Annotated in this window: 25 protein-coding genes; 9 read left to right on the top strand and 16 right to left on the bottom strand. The window is 55.6% G+C overall.

Going from position 1 to position 22,272, the window contains the following annotated elements; translation table 11 throughout:
* Positions 1-18 precede the first annotated feature (18 nt).
* A complete protein-coding gene (locus tag CFI10_RS13060; RefSeq protein WP_114324239.1) occupies positions 19-1,068 on the top strand; it encodes a DNA-binding protein in 1,050 nt (349 codons plus the stop codon).
* A 421-nt stretch (positions 1,069-1,489) separates the two neighbouring features.
* Here the strand turns inward: CFI10_RS13060 and CFI10_RS13055 are convergent, their stop codons facing one another.
* Both CFI10_RS13055 and parA read right to left on the bottom strand, forming a co-directional pair.
* On the bottom strand, positions 1,490-1,723 hold the full coding sequence (locus CFI10_RS13055; protein WP_206835114.1) for a hypothetical protein: 234 nt from the start codon (positions 1,721-1,723) through the stop codon (positions 1,490-1,492).
* Between the two features lie 34 nt (positions 1,724-1,757).
* Positions 1,758-2,393, bottom strand: coding sequence for a ParA family partition ATPase (gene parA, locus CFI10_RS13050; RefSeq protein ID WP_206835111.1), 636 nt, complete (start codon positions 2,391-2,393; stop codon positions 1,758-1,760).
* Between the two features lie 176 nt (positions 2,394-2,569).
* Here parA and CFI10_RS13045 point away from each other — a divergent pair, with 176 nt between their 5' ends.
* Both CFI10_RS13045 and CFI10_RS13040 read left to right on the top strand, forming a co-directional pair.
* On the top strand, positions 2,570-2,860 hold the full coding sequence (locus tag CFI10_RS13045; RefSeq protein WP_206835109.1) for a hypothetical protein: 291 nt from the start codon (positions 2,570-2,572) through the stop codon (positions 2,858-2,860).
* A 72-nt stretch (positions 2,861-2,932) separates the two neighbouring features.
* A complete protein-coding gene (locus tag CFI10_RS13040; RefSeq protein WP_206835106.1) occupies positions 2,933-3,652 on the top strand; it encodes an HNH endonuclease family protein in 720 nt (239 codons plus the stop codon).
* Between the two features lie 213 nt (positions 3,653-3,865).
* On the opposite strand, the gene CFI10_RS13035 is transcribed toward CFI10_RS13040, so the two are convergent.
* From CFI10_RS13035 to merR, 11 genes are all read right to left on the bottom strand, one after another.
* Positions 3,866-4,540 carry an NYN domain-containing protein gene (locus tag CFI10_RS13035; protein ID WP_206835104.1) on the bottom strand — a complete coding sequence of 225 codons (675 nt, stop codon included), beginning with the start codon at positions 4,538-4,540 and terminating at the stop codon, positions 3,866-3,868.
* 257 nt (positions 4,541-4,797) lie between these two features.
* On the bottom strand, positions 4,798-5,079 hold the full coding sequence (locus CFI10_RS13030) for a hypothetical protein (protein WP_206835101.1): 282 nt from the start codon (positions 5,077-5,079) through the stop codon (positions 4,798-4,800).
* 105 nt (positions 5,080-5,184) lie between these two features.
* The gene (locus CFI10_RS13025; RefSeq protein ID WP_206835098.1) at positions 5,185-5,400 is read right to left on the bottom strand and encodes a transposase; all 216 of its coding nucleotides are present in this window, start codon (positions 5,398-5,400) and stop codon (positions 5,185-5,187) included.
* 175 nt (positions 5,401-5,575) lie between these two features.
* The gene (locus tag CFI10_RS13020) at positions 5,576-8,731 is read right to left on the bottom strand and encodes a type I restriction endonuclease subunit R (protein WP_206835096.1); all 3,156 of its coding nucleotides are present in this window, start codon (positions 8,729-8,731) and stop codon (positions 5,576-5,578) included.
* Positions 8,732-8,756: 25 nt separating this feature from the next.
* Entirely contained in the window at positions 8,757-9,749 is a 993-nt protein-coding gene (locus tag CFI10_RS13015) for a virulence RhuM family protein/type II toxin-antitoxin system death-on-curing family toxin (RefSeq protein ID WP_206835094.1), read from the bottom strand.
* Positions 9,736-11,280 carry a restriction endonuclease subunit S gene (locus CFI10_RS13010; protein ID WP_206835091.1) on the bottom strand — a complete coding sequence of 515 codons (1,545 nt, stop codon included), beginning with the start codon at positions 11,278-11,280 and terminating at the stop codon, positions 9,736-9,738. The genes CFI10_RS13015 and CFI10_RS13010 overlap by 14 nt, the downstream gene beginning before the upstream one ends.
* Complete coding sequence (locus CFI10_RS13005; RefSeq protein ID WP_206835090.1) at positions 11,270-12,985, bottom strand: class I SAM-dependent DNA methyltransferase; 1,716 nt, start codon at positions 12,983-12,985, stop codon at positions 11,270-11,272. The genes CFI10_RS13010 and CFI10_RS13005 overlap by 11 nt, the downstream gene beginning before the upstream one ends.
* 1 nt (position 12,986) lies before the next feature.
* Positions 12,987-14,678 carry a type I restriction-modification system subunit M/S gene (locus CFI10_RS13000; RefSeq protein ID WP_206835087.1) on the bottom strand — a complete coding sequence of 564 codons (1,692 nt, stop codon included), beginning with the start codon at positions 14,676-14,678 and terminating at the stop codon, positions 12,987-12,989.
* Positions 14,665-14,952 carry a hypothetical protein gene (locus CFI10_RS12995; protein WP_206835086.1) on the bottom strand — a complete coding sequence of 96 codons (288 nt, stop codon included), beginning with the start codon at positions 14,950-14,952 and terminating at the stop codon, positions 14,665-14,667. Before CFI10_RS12995 ends, CFI10_RS13000 begins: the two co-directional genes overlap by 14 nt.
* Before the next feature lie 64 nt (positions 14,953-15,016).
* The gene (locus tag CFI10_RS12990; RefSeq protein ID WP_206835083.1) at positions 15,017-15,571 is read right to left on the bottom strand and encodes a recombinase family protein; all 555 of its coding nucleotides are present in this window, start codon (positions 15,569-15,571) and stop codon (positions 15,017-15,019) included.
* A gap of 197 nt (positions 15,572-15,768) precedes the next feature.
* Positions 15,769-16,203 carry an Hg(II)-responsive transcriptional regulator gene (gene merR, locus CFI10_RS12985; protein ID WP_000429838.1) on the bottom strand — a complete coding sequence of 145 codons (435 nt, stop codon included), beginning with the start codon at positions 16,201-16,203 and terminating at the stop codon, positions 15,769-15,771.
* Between the two features lie 71 nt (positions 16,204-16,274).
* On the opposite strand from merR, the gene merT reads away from it, so the two are divergent.
* Genes merT through merE form a run of 6 tightly spaced genes read left to right on the top strand, consistent with a single transcriptional unit; the run spans position 16,275 to position 19,392 of the window.
* Entirely contained in the window at positions 16,275-16,625 is a 351-nt protein-coding gene (gene merT, locus CFI10_RS12980; protein WP_001294667.1) for a mercuric ion transporter MerT, read from the top strand.
* A 15-nt stretch (positions 16,626-16,640) separates the two neighbouring features.
* Positions 16,641-16,916 carry a mercury resistance system periplasmic binding protein MerP gene (merP, locus tag CFI10_RS12975; protein WP_000735441.1) on the top strand — a complete coding sequence of 92 codons (276 nt, stop codon included), beginning with the start codon at positions 16,641-16,643 and terminating at the stop codon, positions 16,914-16,916.
* A 2-nt stretch (positions 16,917-16,918) separates the two neighbouring features.
* Complete coding sequence (gene merF / locus CFI10_RS12970; RefSeq protein WP_023083081.1) at positions 16,919-17,164, top strand: mercury resistance system transport protein MerF; 246 nt, start codon at positions 16,919-16,921, stop codon at positions 17,162-17,164.
* Positions 17,161-18,807, top strand: coding sequence for a mercury(II) reductase (merA, locus tag CFI10_RS12965; RefSeq protein ID WP_000136268.1), 1,647 nt, complete (start codon positions 17,161-17,163; stop codon positions 18,805-18,807). The genes merF and merA overlap by 4 nt, the downstream gene beginning before the upstream one ends.
* A gap of 16 nt (positions 18,808-18,823) precedes the next feature.
* Complete coding sequence (gene merD / locus CFI10_RS12960) at positions 18,824-19,189, top strand: mercury resistance co-regulator MerD (protein ID WP_003465059.1); 366 nt, start codon at positions 18,824-18,826, stop codon at positions 19,187-19,189.
* Positions 19,186-19,392, top strand: coding sequence for a broad-spectrum mercury transporter MerE (gene merE / locus CFI10_RS12955; RefSeq protein ID WP_206835079.1), 207 nt, complete (start codon positions 19,186-19,188; stop codon positions 19,390-19,392). Before merD ends, merE begins: the two co-directional genes overlap by 4 nt.
* An 82-nt stretch (positions 19,393-19,474) precedes the next feature.
* Here merE and CFI10_RS12950 read toward each other — a convergent pair whose 3' ends face one another.
* The 3 genes from CFI10_RS12950 to CFI10_RS12940 all read right to left on the bottom strand — a co-directional run bounded on the left by CFI10_RS12950 (position 19,475) and on the right by CFI10_RS12940 (position 22,272).
* Positions 19,475-20,089: a recombinase family protein gene (locus CFI10_RS12950; RefSeq protein WP_000904941.1), complete on the bottom strand. Its 615-nt coding sequence runs from the start codon at positions 20,087-20,089 to the stop codon at positions 19,475-19,477.
* Between the two features lie 87 nt (positions 20,090-20,176).
* Complete coding sequence (locus CFI10_RS12945) at positions 20,177-21,367, bottom strand: TniQ family protein (RefSeq protein ID WP_038612209.1); 1,191 nt, start codon at positions 21,365-21,367, stop codon at positions 20,177-20,179.
* Positions 21,364-22,272 (bottom strand): TniB family NTP-binding protein, encoded by a 909-nt coding sequence (locus CFI10_RS12940; RefSeq protein ID WP_038612208.1) that lies wholly within the window; start codon positions 22,270-22,272, stop codon positions 21,364-21,366. Before CFI10_RS12940 ends, CFI10_RS12945 begins: the two co-directional genes overlap by 4 nt.

Raw genomic sequence — 22,272 nt, 5'->3', positions numbered from 1 at the left:
ATCTGAAAGGAAATTCCTATGGCCCGCGCCGGAGTCACATATCACGATGTCGCCAAAGCCGCCGAAGCCATCAAAGCTCAAGGCCAGGAGCCAACGGTGGATCGGGTTCGAGAACATTTGGGCACCGGCAGCAAAAGCACGATCGCGCCACTACTCAAGCGCTGGCGTTCCGATAACGGGGACGCGGCCGATACCAATGGACTCCCGAGCGACTTGGTGGAGGTCGTGAAATCTCTCCACGAACGAGTGCAGCAGATGGCCGACCACCGCATCGAGCAGGCCCGACAGGAGTTCAAAGGGCTGAATGAAGATCTCCGGAAAAAGCTCGACGACGCCAGCAACGCGATTACGCAGCTCACTGCCCGCCAGAAAGATTTAGAAATCCAGATCGGGCAACTTACCAACGAAGTAGACCAGAAAACTCAGGCTCTGGAAGATACACGCATCAACCTGACCAAGGCAGAGATGCAACGGGACGAGGCTATTGCCCGGACCGCCGATTTGAAAGAAACCGTCACGGAACTCAAGCAGGAAAACCGGGATATCCGTGACCATTTCGAGCATTACCAGCAGCGAACAGCCGAAGATCGTCAACAGGAGCGCGAACAATTTCGTTCGGTTAACCAGGGATTGAAAGACCAGATCCTGGATCTGCAACACCGGCTCACCCAGGCCGAGTCAAGATCGTCCGAGCTGTTGGATGCCAATGCGCAGTTAGAAAACAATGCCGATAAACTTGAACAGGCCAATGCAACGCTAAACAGGGACCTAAACGGAAAGGTAGATGATATCCAGAAGCTGAAACGCGACCTTGAAGACGCCATGACGAAGAACCGGAAAAACCAGCATAAAAATGAGCAATTGGCAGAAAAAATATCTGCTCTCACTGTTCAGAAAGCAGAAGTCGATAAGGAAGTGGCCGTGTTATCACAGGCTTTGGAGGCCACCAAAACCGAATTGAAAACCACACAGGATAAAGTGACGTATCTGACCGACGAGAACAAAGCAATTCTTCAGGAAAAGGCGGTGATCCAGGGGCAATTTAAACAGCTCCAGGGTTCGCTATAATTATGGTCAAACTTGTCAAATTTGGAGGTTCTTCCACAAGGAAAATGGCAGGTTAGCGCTTTTGTACGAAAACCTACACTTGCAAGGACTCAAGAGGACTGAAACCGCAGGATCTGATTCTGACCAATAAACGACCATCTGGCTGTTTAATGAAGTAATCGTTGCCGACCCTCTATTGTTGCGTTTAGAGAGACGGCACACGGCAACATCCATGACGTTTCTGCTATCACGGGTGCCCACGTCATACAGCTGAGGGATGAAAAAGTCTGCTTGGTGGTCACCAGGAGGGGGGGAGCGCATTGTTGATGTACACTTATGATCCGTCCCCTCCAGCTGTTCTCTCTCAAGAAAAGTTCCAATATCCTTATCGACTTGGTTTGCCATAAGTAAGCCTCATGAAATGTAAATTATGTGTATTAACTCATTTGAGTATATACTCATCATCAAGGTATCCCTGTATCAGCCTTACAATCGCCTCTTTCATTCCATTGATGTCCCCGCTTTGAGCAACTTTTACCTTAAGTGCAGTGTGCATTGATATCGGTATGTCACAGTTCAGCCGTTTAGTCGGCTCACGAGTAAGTTCATCCAGTGCTGCTACCTTCTGGCTTTTGGCTTCGCTGACGCCAGAAGTCTTTTTGATAGATAATGCCATAACTAAAACCTCAAATACTCATTTGAGTAACCACTCAAATACCTATAATGTTGCAGACTTCTGTGCGAATAGCACGTATTTCGTCAGAAGCAGCTGATGCTCCTGACAAAACGGTTTTACCTTCAGAGGCGGTAGAGGCGTATGCAACTCGTTGCGTAGTACCGCTATTGAGTACTGGTAGTTCATAGCCTTTTAGTACTTCAGCAACTTCACCGCTGAGTTTAGTGCCCTTGATTGCACGCGATACCAAAAAAGCGGCTCTTAGGTTGTCATCAATTGACATCCTCGTTTTAACCAGATCAACAAGGTCAGCGGCGGCCCACAGGTCATAGGGCGAAGGTTGGACGGGTATTAGAACTAGGTCACTCGTCTTAATAGCAGCAGCAGCCAACCGGGTAACTTGAGGGGCCCCATCAATGATAACGAGCTGATGGTCGCCAACGATGTGGGGAAGGTCTGTTGCCAATGTGTCGCGATCCAGACCGATAACAGGAAAGCCTGAGGTTCCTTCCGATGCTGCATGCCAATCTCGGGCGGAGCCTTGAGGGTCAGAGTCAACCAGCATGACTTTAACGCCTGCTTCGTGGAAAGCTCCCGCAAGATTTACAGACAGCGTGGTTTTTCCTACGCCACCCTTCTGGTTGAGCACAGATATCACGTAGCAACTCATGCTATCTTCTCTCCTAATGAGTTTTGAATCATTTAATCATTTAATCATTTACTCATTTAAGTGTAAACTTAAATATCAGAGTTATTTCGATCGTTTTAATCGGCACCTAGTGAGTACTAGACTTGGTGGAGTAACCGAAAACTTGTCAAAGAGTGAGCTTAGGTGATCGGCATAATATGCTAAACAAACGTATCAACCACGCATGCGGCGAAGCCTTGGAAAAGGTCATAATCAATGATATTGATCTCGTTCGAGCAGCAGACATCGACCAGTTACCTGAAGAGCTGCGGCAGGATTTCTGGGGCTGGATGGCAGGCCAGACGATGCCGCTGATTGATGGTGAGCCTTGGGTGTACGGTCACGACTGGCGTCGGTTTTTACGCTGGTACAGCGCAAAAACTAGCCGTAAACCTGGGCGCTTATCTGGCAAAATTCATATAGGAGATGACTTCGACGACCCTATTTGAACTTCAAAAACACAAATGAAGCTATGATCATTGCCTCATATGATCATAGCCGCATAGATTCAAGGAAGATTCATGCTCAAACGCTTTACATTGATACTGGCGGCGACCGCCGCAATAGCAACCACCAGCAATGCTTCCACCGTCAAACAATCCTCTTCCGGCATCTGTCACGATCAGAGCAGCTCCTATTATGAACGAACAAAACGCTTCAAACCGTTCAATTCCCTGGACGCTTGTCTTCGTGCCGGTGGCCGTTTGCCAAAGGGATACAGCAGCAGCTCAGCCTCATCCAGCAACGCACCGACGAGCGGTAGTGGCTACAGCCGCGAACAGTTCGGCAGAGGATGGGCCGACACGGACGGCGACTGCCAGAACTCAAGACATGAGGCACTGATCGCCCAATCGACCGGACAGGTGCGCTTCAAGACCGGACGTGAGTGCCGCGTGGTAGCAGGTCGCTGGATTTCACCCTTCACCGGTGCTGTCATCCATGACCCCAGTGCCATCGATATCGACCACGTAGTGCCATTGAAATGGGCATGGGATCGCGGCGCAGCTAACTGGTCACGTGCCCAGCGTGAACGCTTTGCGAATGACCCGGCAAACCTGCTGTCAGTCGAAGCCAGCCTAAACCGGCAGAAGGGCGCGAAAGGCCCCGATCAATGGCTACCGCCGGCAAACCAATGCCAGTACGTCCTGCGATTCACTCGCGTCATGAAAACCTACAAGTTGGAGCTATCACCAGCGGAAGAGCGCCGGCTGACGCAAACCCGCAGCAGGGTATGTAACTGAAATGGGATATGGACCGGATATAAAAACGACGAAGTCGCCTGATCAGGCGTCAGCCGCCTTCTCAGCACCAAGAAGATTGACGAACCTGAGATCGAATCGCTCCGACAAGAAATGAAGCAAGACGTACTCAAAATGCAGGAACACCTGAAGACAAACGGTGTGGCGGAAAGGCTACGCCATGAGCTGGAAGAGAAATGACCTTATTGATAGCTACTACCAGTAATCTGGTCGCTTGATGGGCTTCTTCCGGGTTGGTACCAGCTCAGGGAGCTGTGAGTTTTTCAGCTCTTCTTCCAAAATATAGCCTCTAACCCAGTTTGCGTACTTACCCAAAGACGCGGTAGGTGCCCGGTGATTGTCCTTACGCCTCGGCACTATTACTCCAATACTCACTGCGTCTCCGAAATCCTCTCGAATTGCTCGCAATGATGGCTCTATATCGGAGTCATTAGTGACAAACACAAGCTGTTGGGCCAGGTTCTTACTGACATCTCGATAGGCTTCAATCGCGATATTTACATCCGTTTGCTTCTCTTCTAACCGCCAGACAGTAACCCGGTCCGTCTTGTCTGGTGGAATCTTAAACACGGGAAGGTTAGCTCTTTCAAGGCTGTAGTAGCCTTTTATGATGTCAATTTTCCCAGGGTACAGGAGCTCAAGAGCCTTGTGGTAATTTTGCTGTGCAATCTGGGCTCTCTGTCCCTGTGATGCGACCTTCGCTTTTACATCAGCGGTGAAAAACTTGATCACTCCCAATTCAGCCTTTGGGTCTTGGGAGTGCAGGATATGGTCAACGAGGAGGGCTTTTTGATCAAGCCACTTGTAAGGAGTGTGTTTCAGACAGCCGTAATAGAGGTTGTACCCATCAACGTAGAAGTTTGTTCTCATGAAACGGTGCATCCTGCGGAGGAGAGACTGGCCTAAAATGAAAAAACCGCCACGAGGGCGGTTTTTTCGCCCCAAGCTAGTAGCAACCTAATGCTCCAGCAAGGGGTGAGTCGTGACTTAAATGTACGTATATTTTACAAAGTCGTCAACCAATATCACCACTGCCCTGGTGGCATCCAGCGGCACCGAAAACCACTCTTTCGGGTGATAGGCCTTGCCGTCCTTCCCGACCATGGTCCACACAGCCTACGCTTGCGTCAGCGCAGTAACGGGATATTGCCAGGCGCGAATTCACACATATGCAACCGCATCCGGCTGATACCCATGGTTCGGATCAAGCCGGCCGCTGCGTTGAGTGATTTGAAGGTGCGGGCACCGCCGCGTTTCTTTTCCAGCCGGTGGTCCGTACCATTGGTGGAGCGGGCGACGATATGGAACAGCCCATCCGGGTCTTCAACCAGGAACACATCAAGGATGGAGCCGGCATCGATCAGCGAAGCCAGGACGGGCTCAGAAACGTATTTGGTGGGTCGAGACACTATTAGGCTCCCAAAACTGACTTTTGGGAATCATACCGCTCACCCTGTCCAACCGCCATCGGCGCCCTGGTCGGGTGTATTTACCGTAACCGCCAATTATACGCATCAATGCGGATCTGTGTATGGCATCGGGAGCGGTGTATTGGCGCGTTCGGCTTCTCGCATCCAGCGCCGTACCATGTTGGCGTTAAGGCCATTATCCAGTGCAATCCGTGAAACGGATACGTTCGGCTGGCGGCATTGCGCCACGATCTCGGCCTTGAAAGCGGGCGAAAAATGACGGCGTGTACGTGGGGCTTGGGATACTCTTAATGAGGTCATTGCTAGTGTCCACTTAAAAATAAGTGGACACTATCGGATGGTCAGCCTGTTGAGCTCAAGATGGGTTCACCGGACGCTTACCCATCACCAGGCGTTTTGTCAGGTGTCCGGGCGTAATCGGGACAAAAAAGCCTGCCATAAGCGCCCAAATACCTGACATCAGCTGGAATAAAGCTCAATGCGTCCATTCATTCGATAGCACTTCCGCCTGCTTCAACACGAGCTCGACAGCGTCCGGTGCCTGATCGGGCGGGTACTTGTAGCGTTGCAGGGTGCGACGCACCAGAATACGCAGCTTGGCACGCACGCTTTCGCGTACCTGCCAGTCCACGGTGGTGGACCTGCGCAGTTTGTCAGTAATTTCGACGGCTATTTTCTTCAGAATGGCGTCTCCCAGCTCCCGAACGGCACTCTCGTTGTTGGCCAATGCGTCGTAGAAAGCAATCTCATCGCTATTTAGACCCAGTGCGGCTTCACGAGCCATCTCTTCCTGGAACTGTTTGGCCATGGCAATCAGCTCTTCGATTACTTGAGCCGTTTCGATAGCGCGGTTGTTGTACTTGCGCAACGTTTCCTGCAGCCGGTCGGCGTACTTCTTCTCCTGCACGACGTTATTGCTAGTTTTGGCCTTAATGTCATCCTTCAGCAACTTCTCCAGCAGCTCCACCGCGAGGTTCCGATATGGCATCTGACGCACGTCTTCCAGGAACTCATCAGACAATAGGCCGATGTTAGGCTTGTCTAAACCACATAGTGCGAACACATCGTCGACACCCTCCGCGATGATGGCGTTATCGAGTATCTGCTTCAGGGCCGAGTTCTTCTCTGCCTGGGTCAATTTACGATCAACACTTGTGCCTTTGGTAATGGCGGCCTTTACGGCGGATAGAAATGCCACTTCTTTCTGTAGCGCACGGGCTTCGTCCAGTGTGCCGCACAGTGAATACGCCTTGGTCATGGCCAGTACAGTATCGAGGAAGCGCTTCTTGCCGTCGGGCAGACCCAGTATGTAGTTAGCGGCACCGACCAGCAGTTTGTGGGCTTGGGTCTCGAACGCGCTGTAGTCGAAACCGTTGCCCTGAGGCCCCTTGGCGAACATGCCATGGATGATGTCCAGCTTCTCTATCAGGATGGAGTAGGCTTCTTCGGCGTTGTGTGTTGGTGCGCCCTTACCTTTGGAGTCGGTGTAGGTCTTCAGTGCCTGTTTCAGCTCGTTGGCTATGCCGATGTAGTCGACCACCAGCCCGCCAGGCTTGTCCTTAAACACTCGGTTCACGCGGGCAATCGCCTGCATCAGATTGTGCCCCTTCATCGGCTTGTCGACGTACATGGTGTGACAGCAGGGCGCATCAAACCCGGTCAGCCACATATCACGCACGATCACGAGCTTCAGCGGGTCGTTCACATCCTTGAAGCGTTTCTCCAGCCGCTTTTTCGTCTTCTTATTATGGATATGTGGCTGTAGTGCTGGTTTATCCGATGCAGAGCCAGTCATGACGATTTTGATCGCACCTTTCTCTGGATCATCATCATGCCATTCGGGGCGTATATCCACGATGGCATCATACAACTGAACACAGATATCACGACTCATCGCGACAATCATCGCCTTACCATCAATGGTAGCGGTACGGGCCTCAAAATGGTTGACCAGGTCTTCTGCAACCTGCAGTACACGAGGCTCAGCACCGACTAACTTCTCCAGGCGGCTCCACTCACCCTTTGTGCGCTCACGGGTACTGACATCTTCCTCGTCTTCAACCACCTCCTCCACCTGATCGGAGAGCTCTTCAATCTGGGCGTGGTTGATATCCAATTTTGCCAATCTGGATTCGTAATAGATGGGCACGGTAGCCCCATCGGCCACGGCGTCCTGAATGTCGTAGATCGACACGTAGTCGCCGAATACGGCGCGGGTGTCCTTATCGTCGCTTGAGATGGGGGTACCAGTAAACCCGATGAAGGAAGCGAAGGGCAATGCGTCACGCATGTGTTTGGCATAGCCGAACTTGTAACTGCCGTCCTGCTTCAGTGTGGCTTTCAAGCCGTACTGGCTGCGGTGGGCTTCGTCCGAGATCACCACGATGTTGTGACGGTCGTTCAGGACTGGGTGCCCGGATTCGCCTTCCAGCAGTGCGAACTTCTGCACAGTAGTGAAGATGATGCCACCGGACTCACGTTCAGCCAGCAGCTCACGCAGGGTATCGCGGTCTTCCGCTTGTACCGGTGTCTGTTTTAGCAGTTCCTTGGCAGCGCTGAAGGTAGCGAAAAGCTGGCCATCCAGATCGTTGCGGTCGGTGACGATCACCAGCGTGGGGTTATTCATCTGCGGCTGTTGCAGCAGCTTGCCTGCGTAGCAGCACATGGAGATGCTTTTGCCGGAACCCTGTGTGTGCCAGACAACCCCGGCTTTTTTACTACCTGGCACCACACGTTCATTTTCGGTAGCACGCTGACCACCGGATCCTTCAGGAGCCTCAGCAGCGATGACTGTGGCTCTAACGGCTTCGCGCACCGCATGGAACTGGTGATAACCGGCAATTTTCTTGATTAGGTGATCGGAATCCGTTTCAAAGAGAACGAAGTAGCGGATGTAATCCAGCAATAATTTACGATCAAAGAAACCACGTACCAGAGTCTCCAGCTGCCACTCCAACAACGGCTTGTCGTCTTCGTTCTTGATTGTCCGCCACGGCAAGTAGCGTTCCTGGTTGGCTGTCAGTGACCCCAAACGTGCCGTGTAACCATCACTGATCACCAAGGCTTCGTTGTATACAAACAGATCTGGCACTTCATCCTTATAGGTCTGGATCTGGTTGAAGGCGTCCCAGATGTCGGCGGTCTCGCTGCTTGGGCTTTTCAGCTCTAGCACCGCAATAGGAATACCATTAATGAAACACACCACATCAGGGCGGCGCAGCTGCTTACTGCCTTGAATAGTGAACTGGTTAATAGCACGGAAGCGGTTGGTATCTAACGATTCGTGCTCGAAATCAATCAGGAAGGCGTGATCGTGCACCGGCTTGTCGTCGCGCTTGTATTCGACAGGCACGCCTTCCAGCAGCAAACGGTGAAAGGTGCGATTGCTGGCCACTGGGTCCAAACTGCCGGGCTTGCTGACTTGCGCCATAGCTTGCTCAACCGCCGAGTCCGGCAGGTGTGGGTTGATGCGACGAATGGCCGCCTCCAGATCAGCAGGTAGCAACACTTGTCGGTAGTCCGGTCGCTCTGGCGTCGGGCCATCACAGGCGATGTCCGGCCCATGCGCAATCTCCCAGCCGTTGTCGGCAAACCATTCGAGACAGAGCTGTTCCAGTTGATCTTCATTCATCAGTCATTCCCTTGGTCGGTCATGCCTACTTGAGCAGGATAAAGTGCTCAATCAGGCGAATCATCAATTCTTTCTGGTCCGGTAGGCTCTCGGCAACCAGTAGGGCCAGTGCTACCAGTGTGTTGTCGTTGATTAGCTGTTCCACCGGGCGTGCCAGCAGGTGTTGGTTCAGGCGCAAATACCAGAGAAACAGAAAGGAACCGCTGCGCTTGTTGCCGTCGGCCAGCGGGTGGTTCTTGATCACGAAGTACAGCAGGTGGGCAGCGCGGCTGGCCACGTTGGGGTAGAACAGCTCATCGCCGAAGCCTTGTTCGATGGTGGCCAGCGCCGATGCCAGCCCGTCACCGCGCAGCTTGCCGAACAGTTCCGTGGCTTCGTCTTTGGCGATCAGCGTCTGCTTAAGCGCAGCAATCGCGTCCAGCACGTCATCCAGTGCCAGCGGCTGCATGCTGTCCTGACGCACACCAACGTCGCTCAGGCTCTGCTCGTCATACCCTTGCAGCAGGCTCCACGAACGGGCGTAGTCGCTGATCACTTGTACAACAGCCTCACCGGATGGGGCGATCAGCTGCTGGTTGCTGAGCGTGCGTGACAGCAGTGCTACCGCCTGTTCAAACTCGACGCCTCGCTCGGCCAGCCGCTTCTGGTTCAGCGTATAGCCCTGCACCAGATACTGTTTGAGCACGCTGGTAGCCCATTGGCGGAACTGGGTGGCGCGCAGTGAGTTGACGCGATACCCCACCGAGATGATGGCGTCCAAGTTGTAGTGCTTGGTACGGTAGCGCTGACCGTGTTCGGCCATGTGTTCCAAAATGGAACACGTGGTCTGCTGGTCTAGTTCACCGCTTTTGTAGATGTTGCTCAAGTGCTTGGTGATGGCTGGGCGCTTGGTGCCAAACAGCTCGGCCATCTGTGCCTGACTGAGCCAGACGGTTTCCTGATCCAGTGCGACTTCAAGCTGAGCTTGGCCGTCCTGTGAGATGAACAGGTGAACCTGTTGCTGGTTAGACTGCGGCATTGGCAACGTCCTGTAGCTCGGCTTGAGTGACTTCGGTGTAGGGCAGGGTCAGCTCGCCGGACAGTAGTTTGGGAAGGATAGCGTCTCTAACCTGCCCTAAGAGGCGGTTTTGAGCTTGGTTGGTCGTTATCTGGCGGAGCACCGAACCCAACGCTTCCTTACTTCGCCTGACCAATGCCTCTGTTGGCATTATGACTTGAATGTCTTTGAGGTTGGCTAAGCTAGCGTTAGCTTGAACACCTTGGACAACCTTCGAGGCAATATCATCTTGGACTCGTTGAGACTTTAACGTCTGCCAAATAAGCGGTAAGTGGGCTGCCTTGTCATTGAGTCGAATGATTCCCACCGCTTGGTTTGTGTTGCAATCATGTAGCTCAGCATCAACTATGGCAACTCGACCTATAGTCCCCGCAATCGAGAATAGAACGTCATCAGTCTCAAGAATCGAGCGCTTGAGCGGGGCGGTGTGGATGGACCGTGGAATGAGTTCTAAGCCCTCTCGTAAGATTTCACCATTATCAGCAATGTCCTTTACCTTGATGAATAGGACCGTGGCCGAATCTTCAGCAGCTGCTATTTCTGGTTTTCGGGGGGTTGTCCCTTTGGTCACTGTGTCGGTCAGAGAGGCGAGACGTACAACCTCCCACCCCTCCGGTATATCACCCAGCTCACTGTCCTGCATGGCGGAGGGGAAGAGTTTGGCTGTAGCGCGCAGTTCGGCGTACCGCTCCGGCTGTTCGGCCTGCATCTGGGTCAGCTGGCCAGCGTCCTTACCGGAGATTACCTGCATGGCGGCGAGGTTCATGTAGGTGTCTAGGTCAACGGTGATGAGCTCACCTTTCAGTTCACCTGCATAGCAGACGGGCGAAGCGGACTCGTTCTCGGGTTGCAGGGCATGCCAACGCTCACGGGCCGCAATCTTGGCCTTGACCGGCTCGAAGTCGACGAACCAGCTTCTGAATATCGCCTGCGCCATCTGTTCGAGGGTCTGGTTGATCCGGTGGTTGAGCTGGATTTTGTCGTCAATGGCTTTCAGGCACGTTGCGATTGAACCTTGCTCTTGCAGGGACGGAATCGGTAACAGCACCTTGCGTAATTCGCTTTGCTTGATTCCCTTGACGGTAGAGCCAGATGCTCTCGATTCGAGTTGTCCTTGGACATAACTGCCTTGCATCGCATAACGCAGGTAGTCATTGAGCAGAAGGCCTTTAGCTCCCCGAAGGGTAACTATTCTTTGGGCAAGTGCAACATTAGCATCTGTTAATTGGGCAACTTCTCCAAGTGGTGCCTCCGTGGTAACTACGACATCTCCGACTTCAGGCAAGCCTCGAACCATCCATGACTCATAGTTTTCTTCCGCGATGTATTCCGTCGCCGGTGACAAGGTGCCGCCTTTGACGATTTTCGCTGTAACCAAAGGAATTCCGCTATCGGTCTTCTTGGGTGTCTTGCCACGGTAATCAATGAGAGCCTCAACTGCCTCAGCTAACGGCATCACTTGCCAGTGAGCAGGGAACGTATTAGAGCTCATACCCCAACCCTCCCAGATTCCGCTTGATCTCAGCCTCCAGCCGTTCACTCTCAGCAAACTGCACCCGCAGCTGTTCGGTCAGCCGTGCCATCTTCTCCGCGAAGGGCTCGCCGTCGTCTTCCTGATCGGGCGCACCGACGTAGCGACCCGGTGTTAGCACGAAGTCGTGTTTTTCGATCTGCTGGAAGTCGACTGTTGCACAGTAACCGGCAACGTCTTCGTACGCTTCACCACGCTGCCACGCATGGAAGGTGTCGGCCACCTTGCGGATGTCGTCAGCGGTGAAGTCACGCAGTACGCGGTCACGCATGTAGCCGAGGTTGCGGGCGTCGATGAACAGCACCTCGTCGCGGCGGTCACGCTTTTTACCGTCTTTACCGGACTTGTCCTTGGTCAGAAACCAGATACAGGCGGGGATCTGGGTGTTGGTGAACAACTGCCCCGGCAGGGCGACCATGCACTCGACAAGGTCTTCTTTGATCAGGCGCTTGCGAATCTCGCCCTCGTTGTTGGTGTTGGAACTCATGGAACCGTTGGCCAATAGCAGTGCCATGCTGCCGGTGGGGGCAAGGTGGTGCAGCATGTGCTGCATCCATGCGAAGTTGGCGTTGCTCTTGGGCGGTGTGCCATACTTCCAGCGTGCATCTTCGGCCAGTGACTCGCTCCACCAGTCTTTCGTGTTGAACGGCGGGTTGGCCATTACGAAGTCGGCACGCAGATCTGGGTGTTGATCACCAGTAAAGGTGTCATCGTTCTTTTTGCCGAAGTTGAAGTCGATGCCCCGAATCGCCATGTTCATGGCGGCCAGCTTCCATGTGGTGGGGTTGGACTCCTGCCCGTAGACGGAGATGTGTTTCTTCTGCTCGGCGGCGTCGTAATGCTGCTCCTTGGCGTGCTCCTCAATGAACTTGTCGCTGGAGACGAAGAAACCGCCAGAGCCCATGGCCGGGTCGTAGACACGCCCGCTGTAAGGCTCCAGCATCTCGACGATCAGGGTCACGATGCTCTTGGGGGTGTAATACTGGCCACCTTGCTTGCCCTCTGCCAGTGCGAACTGGCCAAGGAAGTACTCATACACATGGCCGAGGATGTCCTTGCTGTGCAGGCTCAGCGACTTGCCGTTGTACAACGGCTTGGTGAACGACGTGTCGGAGAAGGTGTTGATCAGTCCCAGTAGCTTGTCGTTGTCCAGCTGGTACTGACTGATACGGTTCAGGATGCCCTTGAGTTTGGCGTTGCTGCGCTCAATCTCTTCCAGTGCATTGTCGACCAACCACGATATAGAGCTCAGCTTCACGTCTTTACCGGCATCGTTCTGCCAGAGCACTGTCCCCATCGGCAGTACCGCTTTCTCCTTTAGCGTGCTCCAGCGAGCCGCTTTGGGCACCCAGAACACGTTGGCTTCACGATAGTAGTCCAGCACTTCCAGCTCGTCGCGCAGCGCCTGCTGGTAATCCTCATCGCTGTCGAAGTCGTCACGGGGGAGGTAGTAGATGTTGTCGTCGGCGTCGGTCTTGAACAGCTCCAGCAGAGACTCCTGACGCTCCTCGAAGGCATCGGAGACGTACTTGAGGAAGATCAGTCCCAGTACCACGTGCTTGTAGTTTGCGGCATCCAGGTTGGAGCGCAGCTTATCAGCAGCCTTCCACAGCTTGGCATCCAGGTCATTCAGGAATTGCTGTTCATGATTAGAAGATGTAGTCACGTTATGACGCTCCCTGTTCTGTGTTCAATGTCCAGTATTCGGACTTCAAGCGACGGATTGTGTCGTAATGCTCATGTATAGCGGCATATTCGTCTTGAATAGCCCGGTAATTCCGCTCGACCTGGGCCTGGGTGCTTGCACTCATCAAAGGTATAGGTATATCAGCCACATCTGCAGCCTTCAGCATCTTCATAGCCACACCTGTTGCCCGCTCAGCGAGATATTGCTGCACTAGGTCTGAAGACAAGAAGCGATACAGGTAGATGCCTGAGACTGTTTTCTTCGGACGAATGATCACGAAGGCCTGTCCAGCAATCCAATTAGTGCCGCAGTTGTCCCCGATCAGAGCAACGCGGCCGACTGTACCTTTGATGGCCAGCAATATATCGCCTGCCTTTAATCGTTGACTGTTAACCCGCTTCTGTTGCTTCTGATCGACCTTGATGCACTTGTCAGGTGAACAAAGCTGCCCCGATTCATCAATGTCCTTTATCGCAACTTCTATATATGAATCCGGTTCACTTGGCTGTGCTGGCTCTGACTTCAGGCTCTGTGCTCGGATGATATCGGCAACGCCATCTAGTGAAACCGTATCTTCCAATGCATCGATGGCCGCGGTTGCATCGTCTAAGAAGTAACGATTCACAGTCAGGTCATAGCTTTTTTCACGAACCTGATCCAGTGTTCCTAAGACTCCGTGGCTACCTGGTGCACGATCATGCACGGCAGCGACTAAATCACGGTATTTTTCAGAGGTAAGTATCGTGTCCAGCCCGTAAAACTGGATTGGATCACCCTTCTCACGGTGCTTATCAAGGACCAGCAAGACAGGTGGAGCAGCTGCAAAATCCAACTGACCTTTCGGAAAACCAATGACAGCTTCGAGCAGATTATCTTCAATCAGCAGTTCACGGATCGCTGATGATGAGCGCTGGAATAAAAAGCTCGGCGGGACCAGAACAACCGCTCGACTTTCCATTTCCTTCGCTGCACGATAAACCCCTGCCTCGTGGGAGAAACGATAGGAATCACTTTCTATAGCAGCTCCCAAAGGAGGTACTGAAATAATGTAACTGGCTGAGTCAGAAGCCGAGTTGTACACGCTGCTTACCTCCTCCAGAGGAGTTTCCAACAGGGCGCAGACTGCAACATGAAACGGACTGGCTTCTTTCACACGCACAAGAATTGAGCCGGTTCCCTTCAGGTTTGGCAAGGCAGCCAAGCTCATGCCGTGGTAAAGAGCAGTTGTACAAACGCGATCAGAGGCAATGACTGGCCGAACGAGATCTGCCATTAGGGAGCCCAGTGCATCAGAGAGTAAGTAGTACGGTTCATCTGGTTCAAATTCACGCACGACTTCTAGCAGGTATTCGATACACTCTAAACTGTCTGCCCAGTCCAGCATGTTCAGCCGCTCTACAACCTGGTTAATAAGGGGGGTAGGACATACTTCATATAGGCGTGATTGAGTAAAGACGTGTCCAGCAGGGTAACGATTGGACATGTCTTTGTAGGCATACTGTATGTCTGGCTGCTGCTCATGGAACGCAACATCCCCAAACTGCTTATACGACCAGCACGCCCAAGTCGCTAAAAGGGATACTTCAACAATAATCTGAGCGCGATTAACGAAAGACTGAGCTCCTAAAAGCTGCGCGACTGCACGCAACTGATTTTTGTTAGTGTGCTGCATGACAACCTCCTGTTGCGCGACGTGAGTAGCTATCAAGTGCGTAAGTCGTGATTTGAACACCGTTCTGCTCAACAACCACAACACCACCTTTTGCCTGAATGGCCAGTAAGTCCTGACGCATGGCATCCATTGCCTTCAGTAAGGCTTCGGTGTTTTTGCGATCCAGAACAACCTTATCGCCATTATCGACGCCGTAACGAGATACCAAATCGATCAGACGACCACTGATGCCACGCTGTGACATCCGCTGATGAATATGCCGAGTGCGAGCCATGCCAAACCCCTAATGTCTTAATCATTAAGTGTAGTTTGGATCAAACTCAAAATTCATGCAACAACTATTTTGTTTTGTTTAGATGTGCATTCAGCGTTGTCCGACTTACAGAGAAGTGCCGAGCAACTTCTGCTTTGGTCATGGTGGGATCCGATAGCATGGCCTTAGCCTTCCTCACATCATGACTGGACATTGATGCAGGGCGGCCTCCCTTCCGGCCCCGAGCCCGTGCCGCTGCCAATCCTGCCTTCGTTCGCTCCAGGATCAAACTGTGCTCAAACTCAGCCAGCGCACCAAAAATGTGAAAAACGAGCTTCCCGCTGGCACTGGTCGTATCAATGGATTCAGTCAACGACCGGAATCCAATTTCACGCTTGTGAAGGTCTTCAATGATCTCAACCAAATCCTTCAACGAGCGAGCCAACCGATCCATCCGCCAAACCACCAGAGTATCGCCCTTTCGGAGTGTACGCAGGCATAGCGACAGTTCAGGTCGCTCCCGAAGGGTGCCGGTCATTTTTTCCTGGAAAATCTGTTCGCACCCGGCCTGATCGAGTGCATCGAGCTGGAGTTCAGGATGCTGGTCATGGGTACTGACCCGTGCGTAGCCAATAATCATCAGAAAACGTACCTTTTATGTTCGTAGATTATTAGACGGGTTTATGGTCACCAAAGCAAGGCAAAAAGGCAGGTTCGGATGTCACTTTCAGAAGGCGACAGCACGAAATATCAAAAGTCGACCGCACGGTCTTTTCTGACGTTGGAGTCGCCTCAGAAAACGGAAAATAAAGCACGCTAAGGCGTAGTTCCCTCGGGCTACACCGCGTCCGCACTGCGCGGTTCTTTCTTCCCTTGCAGTGACGCAATCAGCGGGCAGGAAACGTTCCCCTTCCGCGCATGGCAGGCGCACACCAAATCAGACAGCACGGCCTCCATGCGCGCCAGGTCAGCCATCCTCTCGCGCACGTCCTTGAGCTTGTGCTCGGCCAGGCTGCTGGCTTCCTCGCAATGGGTGCCATCCTCCAGCCGCAGCAGCTCGGCGATCTCATCCAGGCTGAAGCCCAACCGCTGGGCTGATTTCACGAAGCGCACCCGCGTTACATCCGTCTCGCCATAGCGGCGAATGCTGCCGTAAGGCTTGTCCGGTTCCGGGAGCAAGCCCTTGCGCTGATAGAACCGGATGGTCTCCACATTGACCCCGGCCGTCCTGGCGAAAACGCCAATGGTCAGGTTCTCCAAATTGTTTTCCATATCGCTTGACTCCGTACATAACTACGGAAGTAAGCTTAAGCTATCCAATTCAGATTCGAAAGGACAAACGTATGTCTGAACCTCAAAACGGGCGCGGCGCGCTCTTCACTGGCGGGCTGGCCGCCATCCTCGCCTCGGCTTGCTGCCTCGGGCCGCTGGTTCTGATCGCCTTGGGGTTCAGCGGCGCTTGGATCGGCAACTTGACGGTGTTGGAACCCTATCGCCCCATCTTTATCGGCGTGGCGCTGGTGGCGTTGTTCTTCGCCTGGCGGCGCATCTACCGGCCGTCAGCCGCCTGCAAACCGGGTGAGGTTTGCGCGATTCCCCAAGTGCGAGCTACTTACAAGCTCATTTTCTGGGGCGTGGCCGTGCTGGTTTTGGTCGCGCTCGGATTTCCCTACGTCGTGCCATTTTTCTATTGATCACAGGAGTTCACCATGAAAAAGCTGCTTTCCGCCCTTGCCCTCGCTGCCGTTGTTGCCCCCGTGTGGGCCGCCACCCAGACCGTTACGCTGTCCGTACCGGGCATGACCTGCTCGGCCTGTCCGATCACTGTCAAGAAGGCGATTTCCAAGGTCGATGGCGTCAGTAAAGTTGACGTGACCTTCGAGACGCGCGAAGCGGTGGTCACCTTCGATGATGCCAAGACCAGCGTGCAGAAACTGACCAAGGCTACCGAGGATGCGGGCTACCCATCATCAGTCAAGAACTGATCATGAAAGACCCGAAGACACTGCTGCGGGTCAGCATCATTGGCACAACCCTCGTGGCGCTGTGTTGCTTCACCCCTGTTCTGGTCATTTTGCTCGGTGTGGTCAGCTTGTCCGCGCTGACCGGCTATCTGGACTATGTGCTGCTGCCTGCGCTGGCGATTTTCATCGGCTTGACCATCTACGCCATCCAACGAAAACGCCAAGCCGATGCCTGCTGCACCCCGAAATTCAATGGAGTAAAAAAATGACCGAAATCACCGTGAATGGCATGACCTGCACATCCTGCGCCACCCATGTCAAAGATGCTTTGGAAAAGATTCCCGGCGTGAATGCCGCTGTGGTGTCCTATCCAGAAAGCCGCGCGCAAGTCATGGCAGACACCGCCGTGAGCCACAACCAACTGCTGGCCGCCATCGCCGCATTGGGTTATCAAGGCTCGATCCGGGTTGGTGATTTCAAAGATGAACCAAAAATCCGTGATGCACTTGAGGGCGCCGGTTTGCATATCGCCATCATTGGCAGCGGCGGGGCCGCGATGGCGGCGGCGCTGAAGGCCGTCGAGCAAGGCGCGACGGTCACGCTGATCGAACGCGGCACCATCGGCGGCACCTGCGTCAATATCGGCTGTGTGCCGTCCAAGATCATGATCCGCGCTGCCCATATTGCCCATCTGCGCCGGGAAAGTCCGTTCGACGGCGGTATTGCGGCAACTGTGCCTGCGATTGACCGCAGCAAACTGCTGGCCCAGCAGCAGGCCCGTGTCGATGAACTGCGGCACGCCAAATACGAAGGCATCCTGGACGGCAATCCAGCCATCACCGTTTTGCACGGTGAAGCGCGTTTCAAGGACGACCAGAGCCTGGTCGTCCGTTTGAACGAGGGTGGCGAGCGCGAGGTAACGTTCGACCGCTGCCTGGTCGCCACCGGTGCCAGTCCGGCCGTGCCGCCGATTCCGGGCCTGAAAGAGTCACCCTACTGGACTTCCACCGAAGCGCTTGTCAGCGACACCATTCCCGCACGCCTGGCCGTGATCGGTTCGTCGGTGGTGGCGTTGGAACTGGCGCAAGCCTTTGCCCGGCTCGGCAGCCAGGTCACGATCCTGGCACGCAGCACCTTGTTCTTCCGGGAAGACCCGGCCATCGGCGAGGCCGTGACAGCCGCTTTCCGCGCCGAGGGCATCGAGGTGCTGGAGCACACGCAAGCCAGCCAGGTCGCCCATGTGAACGGCGAATTCGTGCTGACCACCGGACACGGTGAATTGCGCGCTGACAAGTTGCTGGTTGCCACCGGTCGGGCACCGAATACGCGCAGCCTCGCGCTGGACGCGGCGGGGGTCACTGTCAATGCGCAAGGGGCCATCGTTATCGACCAAGGCATGCGCACGAGCAACCCGAACATCTACGCGGCCGGCGACTGCACCGACCAGCCGCAGTTCGTCTACGTGGCAGCGGCCGCCGGCACCCGTGCCGCGATCAACATGACCGGCGGCGACGCAGCCCTCAATCTGACCGCGATGCCGGCAGTGGTGTTCACCGACCCGCAAGTCGCCACCGTGGGCTACAGCGAGGCGGAAGCGCACCACGATGGCATCGAGACCGACAGTCGCACGCTGACACTCGACAACGTTCCGCGAGCGCTTGCCAACTTCGACACACGCGGCTTCATCAAGCTGGTCATCGAGGAAGGTAGCGGACGGCTCATCGGCGTGCAGGCGGTGGCCCCGGAAGCGGGCGAACTGATCCAGACGGCGGTGCTCGCCATCCGCAACCGCATGACGGTGCAGGAACTGGCCGACCAGTTGTTCCCCTACCTGACAATGGTCGAGGGGTTGAAGCTTGCGGCGCAGACCTTCAACAAGGACGTGAAGCAGCTTTCCTGCTGCGCTGGATAAAAAAAGGAGGTTTTCAATGAGCGCCTACACCGTGTCCCGGCTGGCCCTTGATGCCGGGGTGAGCGTGCATATCGTGCGCGACTACCTGCTGCGCGGATTGCTGCGTCCGGTGGCGTGCACCCCGGGCGGCTATGGCCTGTTCGATGATGCCGCCTTGCAACGGCTGTGCTTCGTGCGGGCGGCCTTCGAGGCGGGCATCGGCCTGGACGCGCTGGCGCGGCTGTGCCGGGCGCTGGATGCTGCGGACGGCGATGAAGCGGCCGCGCAGCTTGCCGTTCTGCGCCAGTTCGTCGAGCGTCGGCGCGAAGCGTTGGCCGATCTGGAGGTGCAGTTGGCCACCATGCCGACCGAGCCGGCACAGCACGCGGAGAGTCTGCCATGAACAGCCCCGAGCGCTTGCCGTCCGAGACGCACAAACCGATCACCGGCTACCTGTGGGGCGCGCTGGCCGTGCTCACCTGTCCCTGCCATTTGCCGATTCTCGCCATTGTGCTGGCCGGCACGACGGCCGGCGCGTTCATCGGAGAGTACTGGGGTATCGCAGCCCTCACGCTGACCGGTTTGTTCGTCCTGTCTGTGACATGACTGCTGCGGGCCTTCAAAGATCGATCATGAGCGCTTCCCATTGAGACAAACCACGCTGTCGCTACGTTGCCTCATGCCGGCATCAAATTCGGCTGAGTAGCTTCTCGCCATCTGGACGTAGCTCACCCTTGGGTGAAACATGCCGATACAGGGTCTGCCGCGTGACGCCAAGTTCCTGGCACAGGTCGCCGACCTTGGTCTCTGGCTGACCCATTGCCGCCATCGCCAGCCGCAGCTTGGCGGCGGTCATCTTGAACGGCCGGCCGCCTTTCCGCCCGCGCGCGCGGGCCGAGGCTAGGCCGGCAATCGTGCGCTCCGCGATCAACTCGCGCTCGAACTCGGCCAGGGCGGCGAAGATGCCAAAGACCAGCTTGCCGGCGGCGGTCGTGGTGTCGATGGCCGCGCCGTGCCCGGTTAATACCTTCAAGCCGATGCCGCGCCCAGTCAGGTCGTGCACGGTGTTGATGAGATGTCGCAGGTCGCGTCCGAGCCGATCCAGTTTCCACACGACCAGTGTGTCGCCAGTTCGCAACGCCTTCAGGCAGCTCGTCAAGCCGGGCCGATCCTCGCGCATGCCGGATGCCTGGTCCTCGTAAAGATGTACTGGATCGACCCCGGCGGCAATCAGCGCGTCGCGCTGCAAATCGGTAGCCTGGGAGCCGTCCGCCTTCGATACCCGCATGTAGCCTATCAGCATGTCGTACCTGTCACATATACGTTCGATTATGTGACAGTGTGCGCCGGAAAGTTCTGGTCGTCAAAATTTGTCACTTAACCCGTCACTCTATCTAAGACATGCAAAGGGTCCATCAGGCTCGTAATGTGACAGAAATTCCGGAGGGATGCCTTCCTTTGCAAAGGTGGCGCGCAACTGTTCCTGGGAAGCGGGGTCGCGCCGACCATAGGAAGCCAACGCGAACAGCGAGCGAGCCGTCTCGGGGTTGTGCCGCGCTTCAATGATCGCCTCATTGATAGCCTGGACCGCCCGTTGCCAGTGATCGACGGGTTCGGGCTTCGGCGTTTTCGCCGACAGGCCACTGGTGAAACCGGTTTGGGGTTCGGACCAGAACAGCTTTGCATGCTCGCCCGGCGGGCTTATATCCCTCACCTCAATCAAGCTGATTGCCGTTGCCGCCGCCTCCAGCATCTGCAACCGTACTGCCGGGTTCAGGGTTTCATACGGTCGCCACAGACTTTGCCCAGCACGCAGCGGATGCCCGCAGCCTTCCCAGACTTGGCGGAGATACCCCGCGCAGGTTCCGCACGTCGAAAGCGGGGTGTTCAGCTCATCGAGCAGCGTGCGTAGTAGCCGAAACCACAATCCAGCGTGGATGCGTCGGCGCGGCAGCTCCACATGGCCGGTCGTCAGTGCCTGCCAGGTGCGCCGGTCCATCACCGCAATCGCGTCGCTGGCGGTGCGCGGCGCAGTGTCGGCGTTCTCCCAGCCGAGAAACCGCCCAGGCACGCCCCAATAGGATTCCAGCCAGCAGCCATGCAGCGGGCAGCTCAGCATCAGGGGCAGCTTCCATGCAAGCAGTACGGCTTGGTTTGCCGGGTCGTTCAGACAGAGCGGGCAGGCGCGATGTATCGGCTGGCTGGGCAGCCAGGCACGCCAGCTCGTGATGGATCGCGTCCTACGGCGGAGTTTCGGCAGCAGCACCGAGAGCTGGAACGCATAGGTTTCCAATGCGTCTGGAATCTGATCATCAAGGCTGTCCAGTAGCCAAGGCACCCAGCCGGCGAAACTCATGCAACGCAGCCGGTCCGGCTCGATGCCGCTCCGCTGGGAGAGCATCGCCAGCAGCGCCAGTGGTGGCGCGGTGTCCAGGTCATCAACCTGGCCGTGACCAAGATCGTGCTCCAGCAGCTCGGACACCTCCATGTGATAGCAAAGGGCCACGCGGTTGAGCCACGAAGACAAGGCTTCGCCTTCCCTGGGAGCCGGATGCAGTGGCCAGTGTGGCGCTGGCTTCACATCAGTTCCCGCTCGAATTGCCGCCGCCGCTCGCTGGGACCGGTGTAATCGGCCATGCTGAGCGTGCGATGGTTGATCGCTTCCTCACCGCTCTCCACGGCAGCGACGGCCGCCGCCATCAACAGGTGCGCCAGCTCGCCGATGGTGCCCTCGCTGCGCGTGAGCAGGTAGCGGGCCATATCCAGCGTGGCAATCGACGAGGGTCGCCGCAGCGGGAGTGAAGCCGCGAAGCTGGCCAGCAGTGAGCAGCAATCGTCGTTGGCCTCCCACACCGGCAGCATCATCGGCTCGAAGCGGTTTTCCAACTGGTCGTCCGAGCGGATCGCCAAGTAGGCATCGCGTGTGCCGACCCCGACCAGCGGGATGCGCAGCTCGTTGCCGAGGAAACGCAACAGATTGAGGAATTCCCGGCGGTTGACGCTGTTGCCGGCCAGGACGTTGTGCAACTCGTCGATCACCAGCATGCGCACGCCGACCTTGCGCAGCAGTGCCAGCGCCAATTGCTCCATTTCCGGCAGCCGTGGGCGCGGGCGCAATGGCGCGCCCATCGCGGCAAGTAGCGCGATGTAGAAGCGGATCACCGACGGCTCGGACGGCATCTGCACAACCAACACTGGGATGTGCTCCTGGTCGGCGTCGGAGCTGGCCGGATGGGTGCGGCGGAATTTCTCGACGATCATCGACTTGCCGTTGTTGGTTGGACCGACCAACAGCAGGTTGGGCATGCGTTGTTTGTTCGGCCACGCATACAGGGCTTCCAGCCGATTCAGCGCCTCGACTGCTCGCGGATAGCCGATCCAGCGGTCAGCGCGAAGGCGATGGATGCGTTCGTCCGCCGGAAGACGGGCCAAGCCCTGGGCCACCGGCATCAGGTGGGACAAGTCGATGATGGGATATTCTTCCAC

This window comes from Marinobacterium iners (genome assembly GCF_017310015.1).
In the GTDB taxonomy this organism is placed as follows: Bacteria; Pseudomonadota; Gammaproteobacteria; order Pseudomonadales; family Balneatricaceae; genus Marinobacterium; species Marinobacterium iners.
The sequence above is the reverse complement of the archived record's forward strand: the minus strand, read 5'-3'. Positions and strand labels throughout refer to the sequence as shown.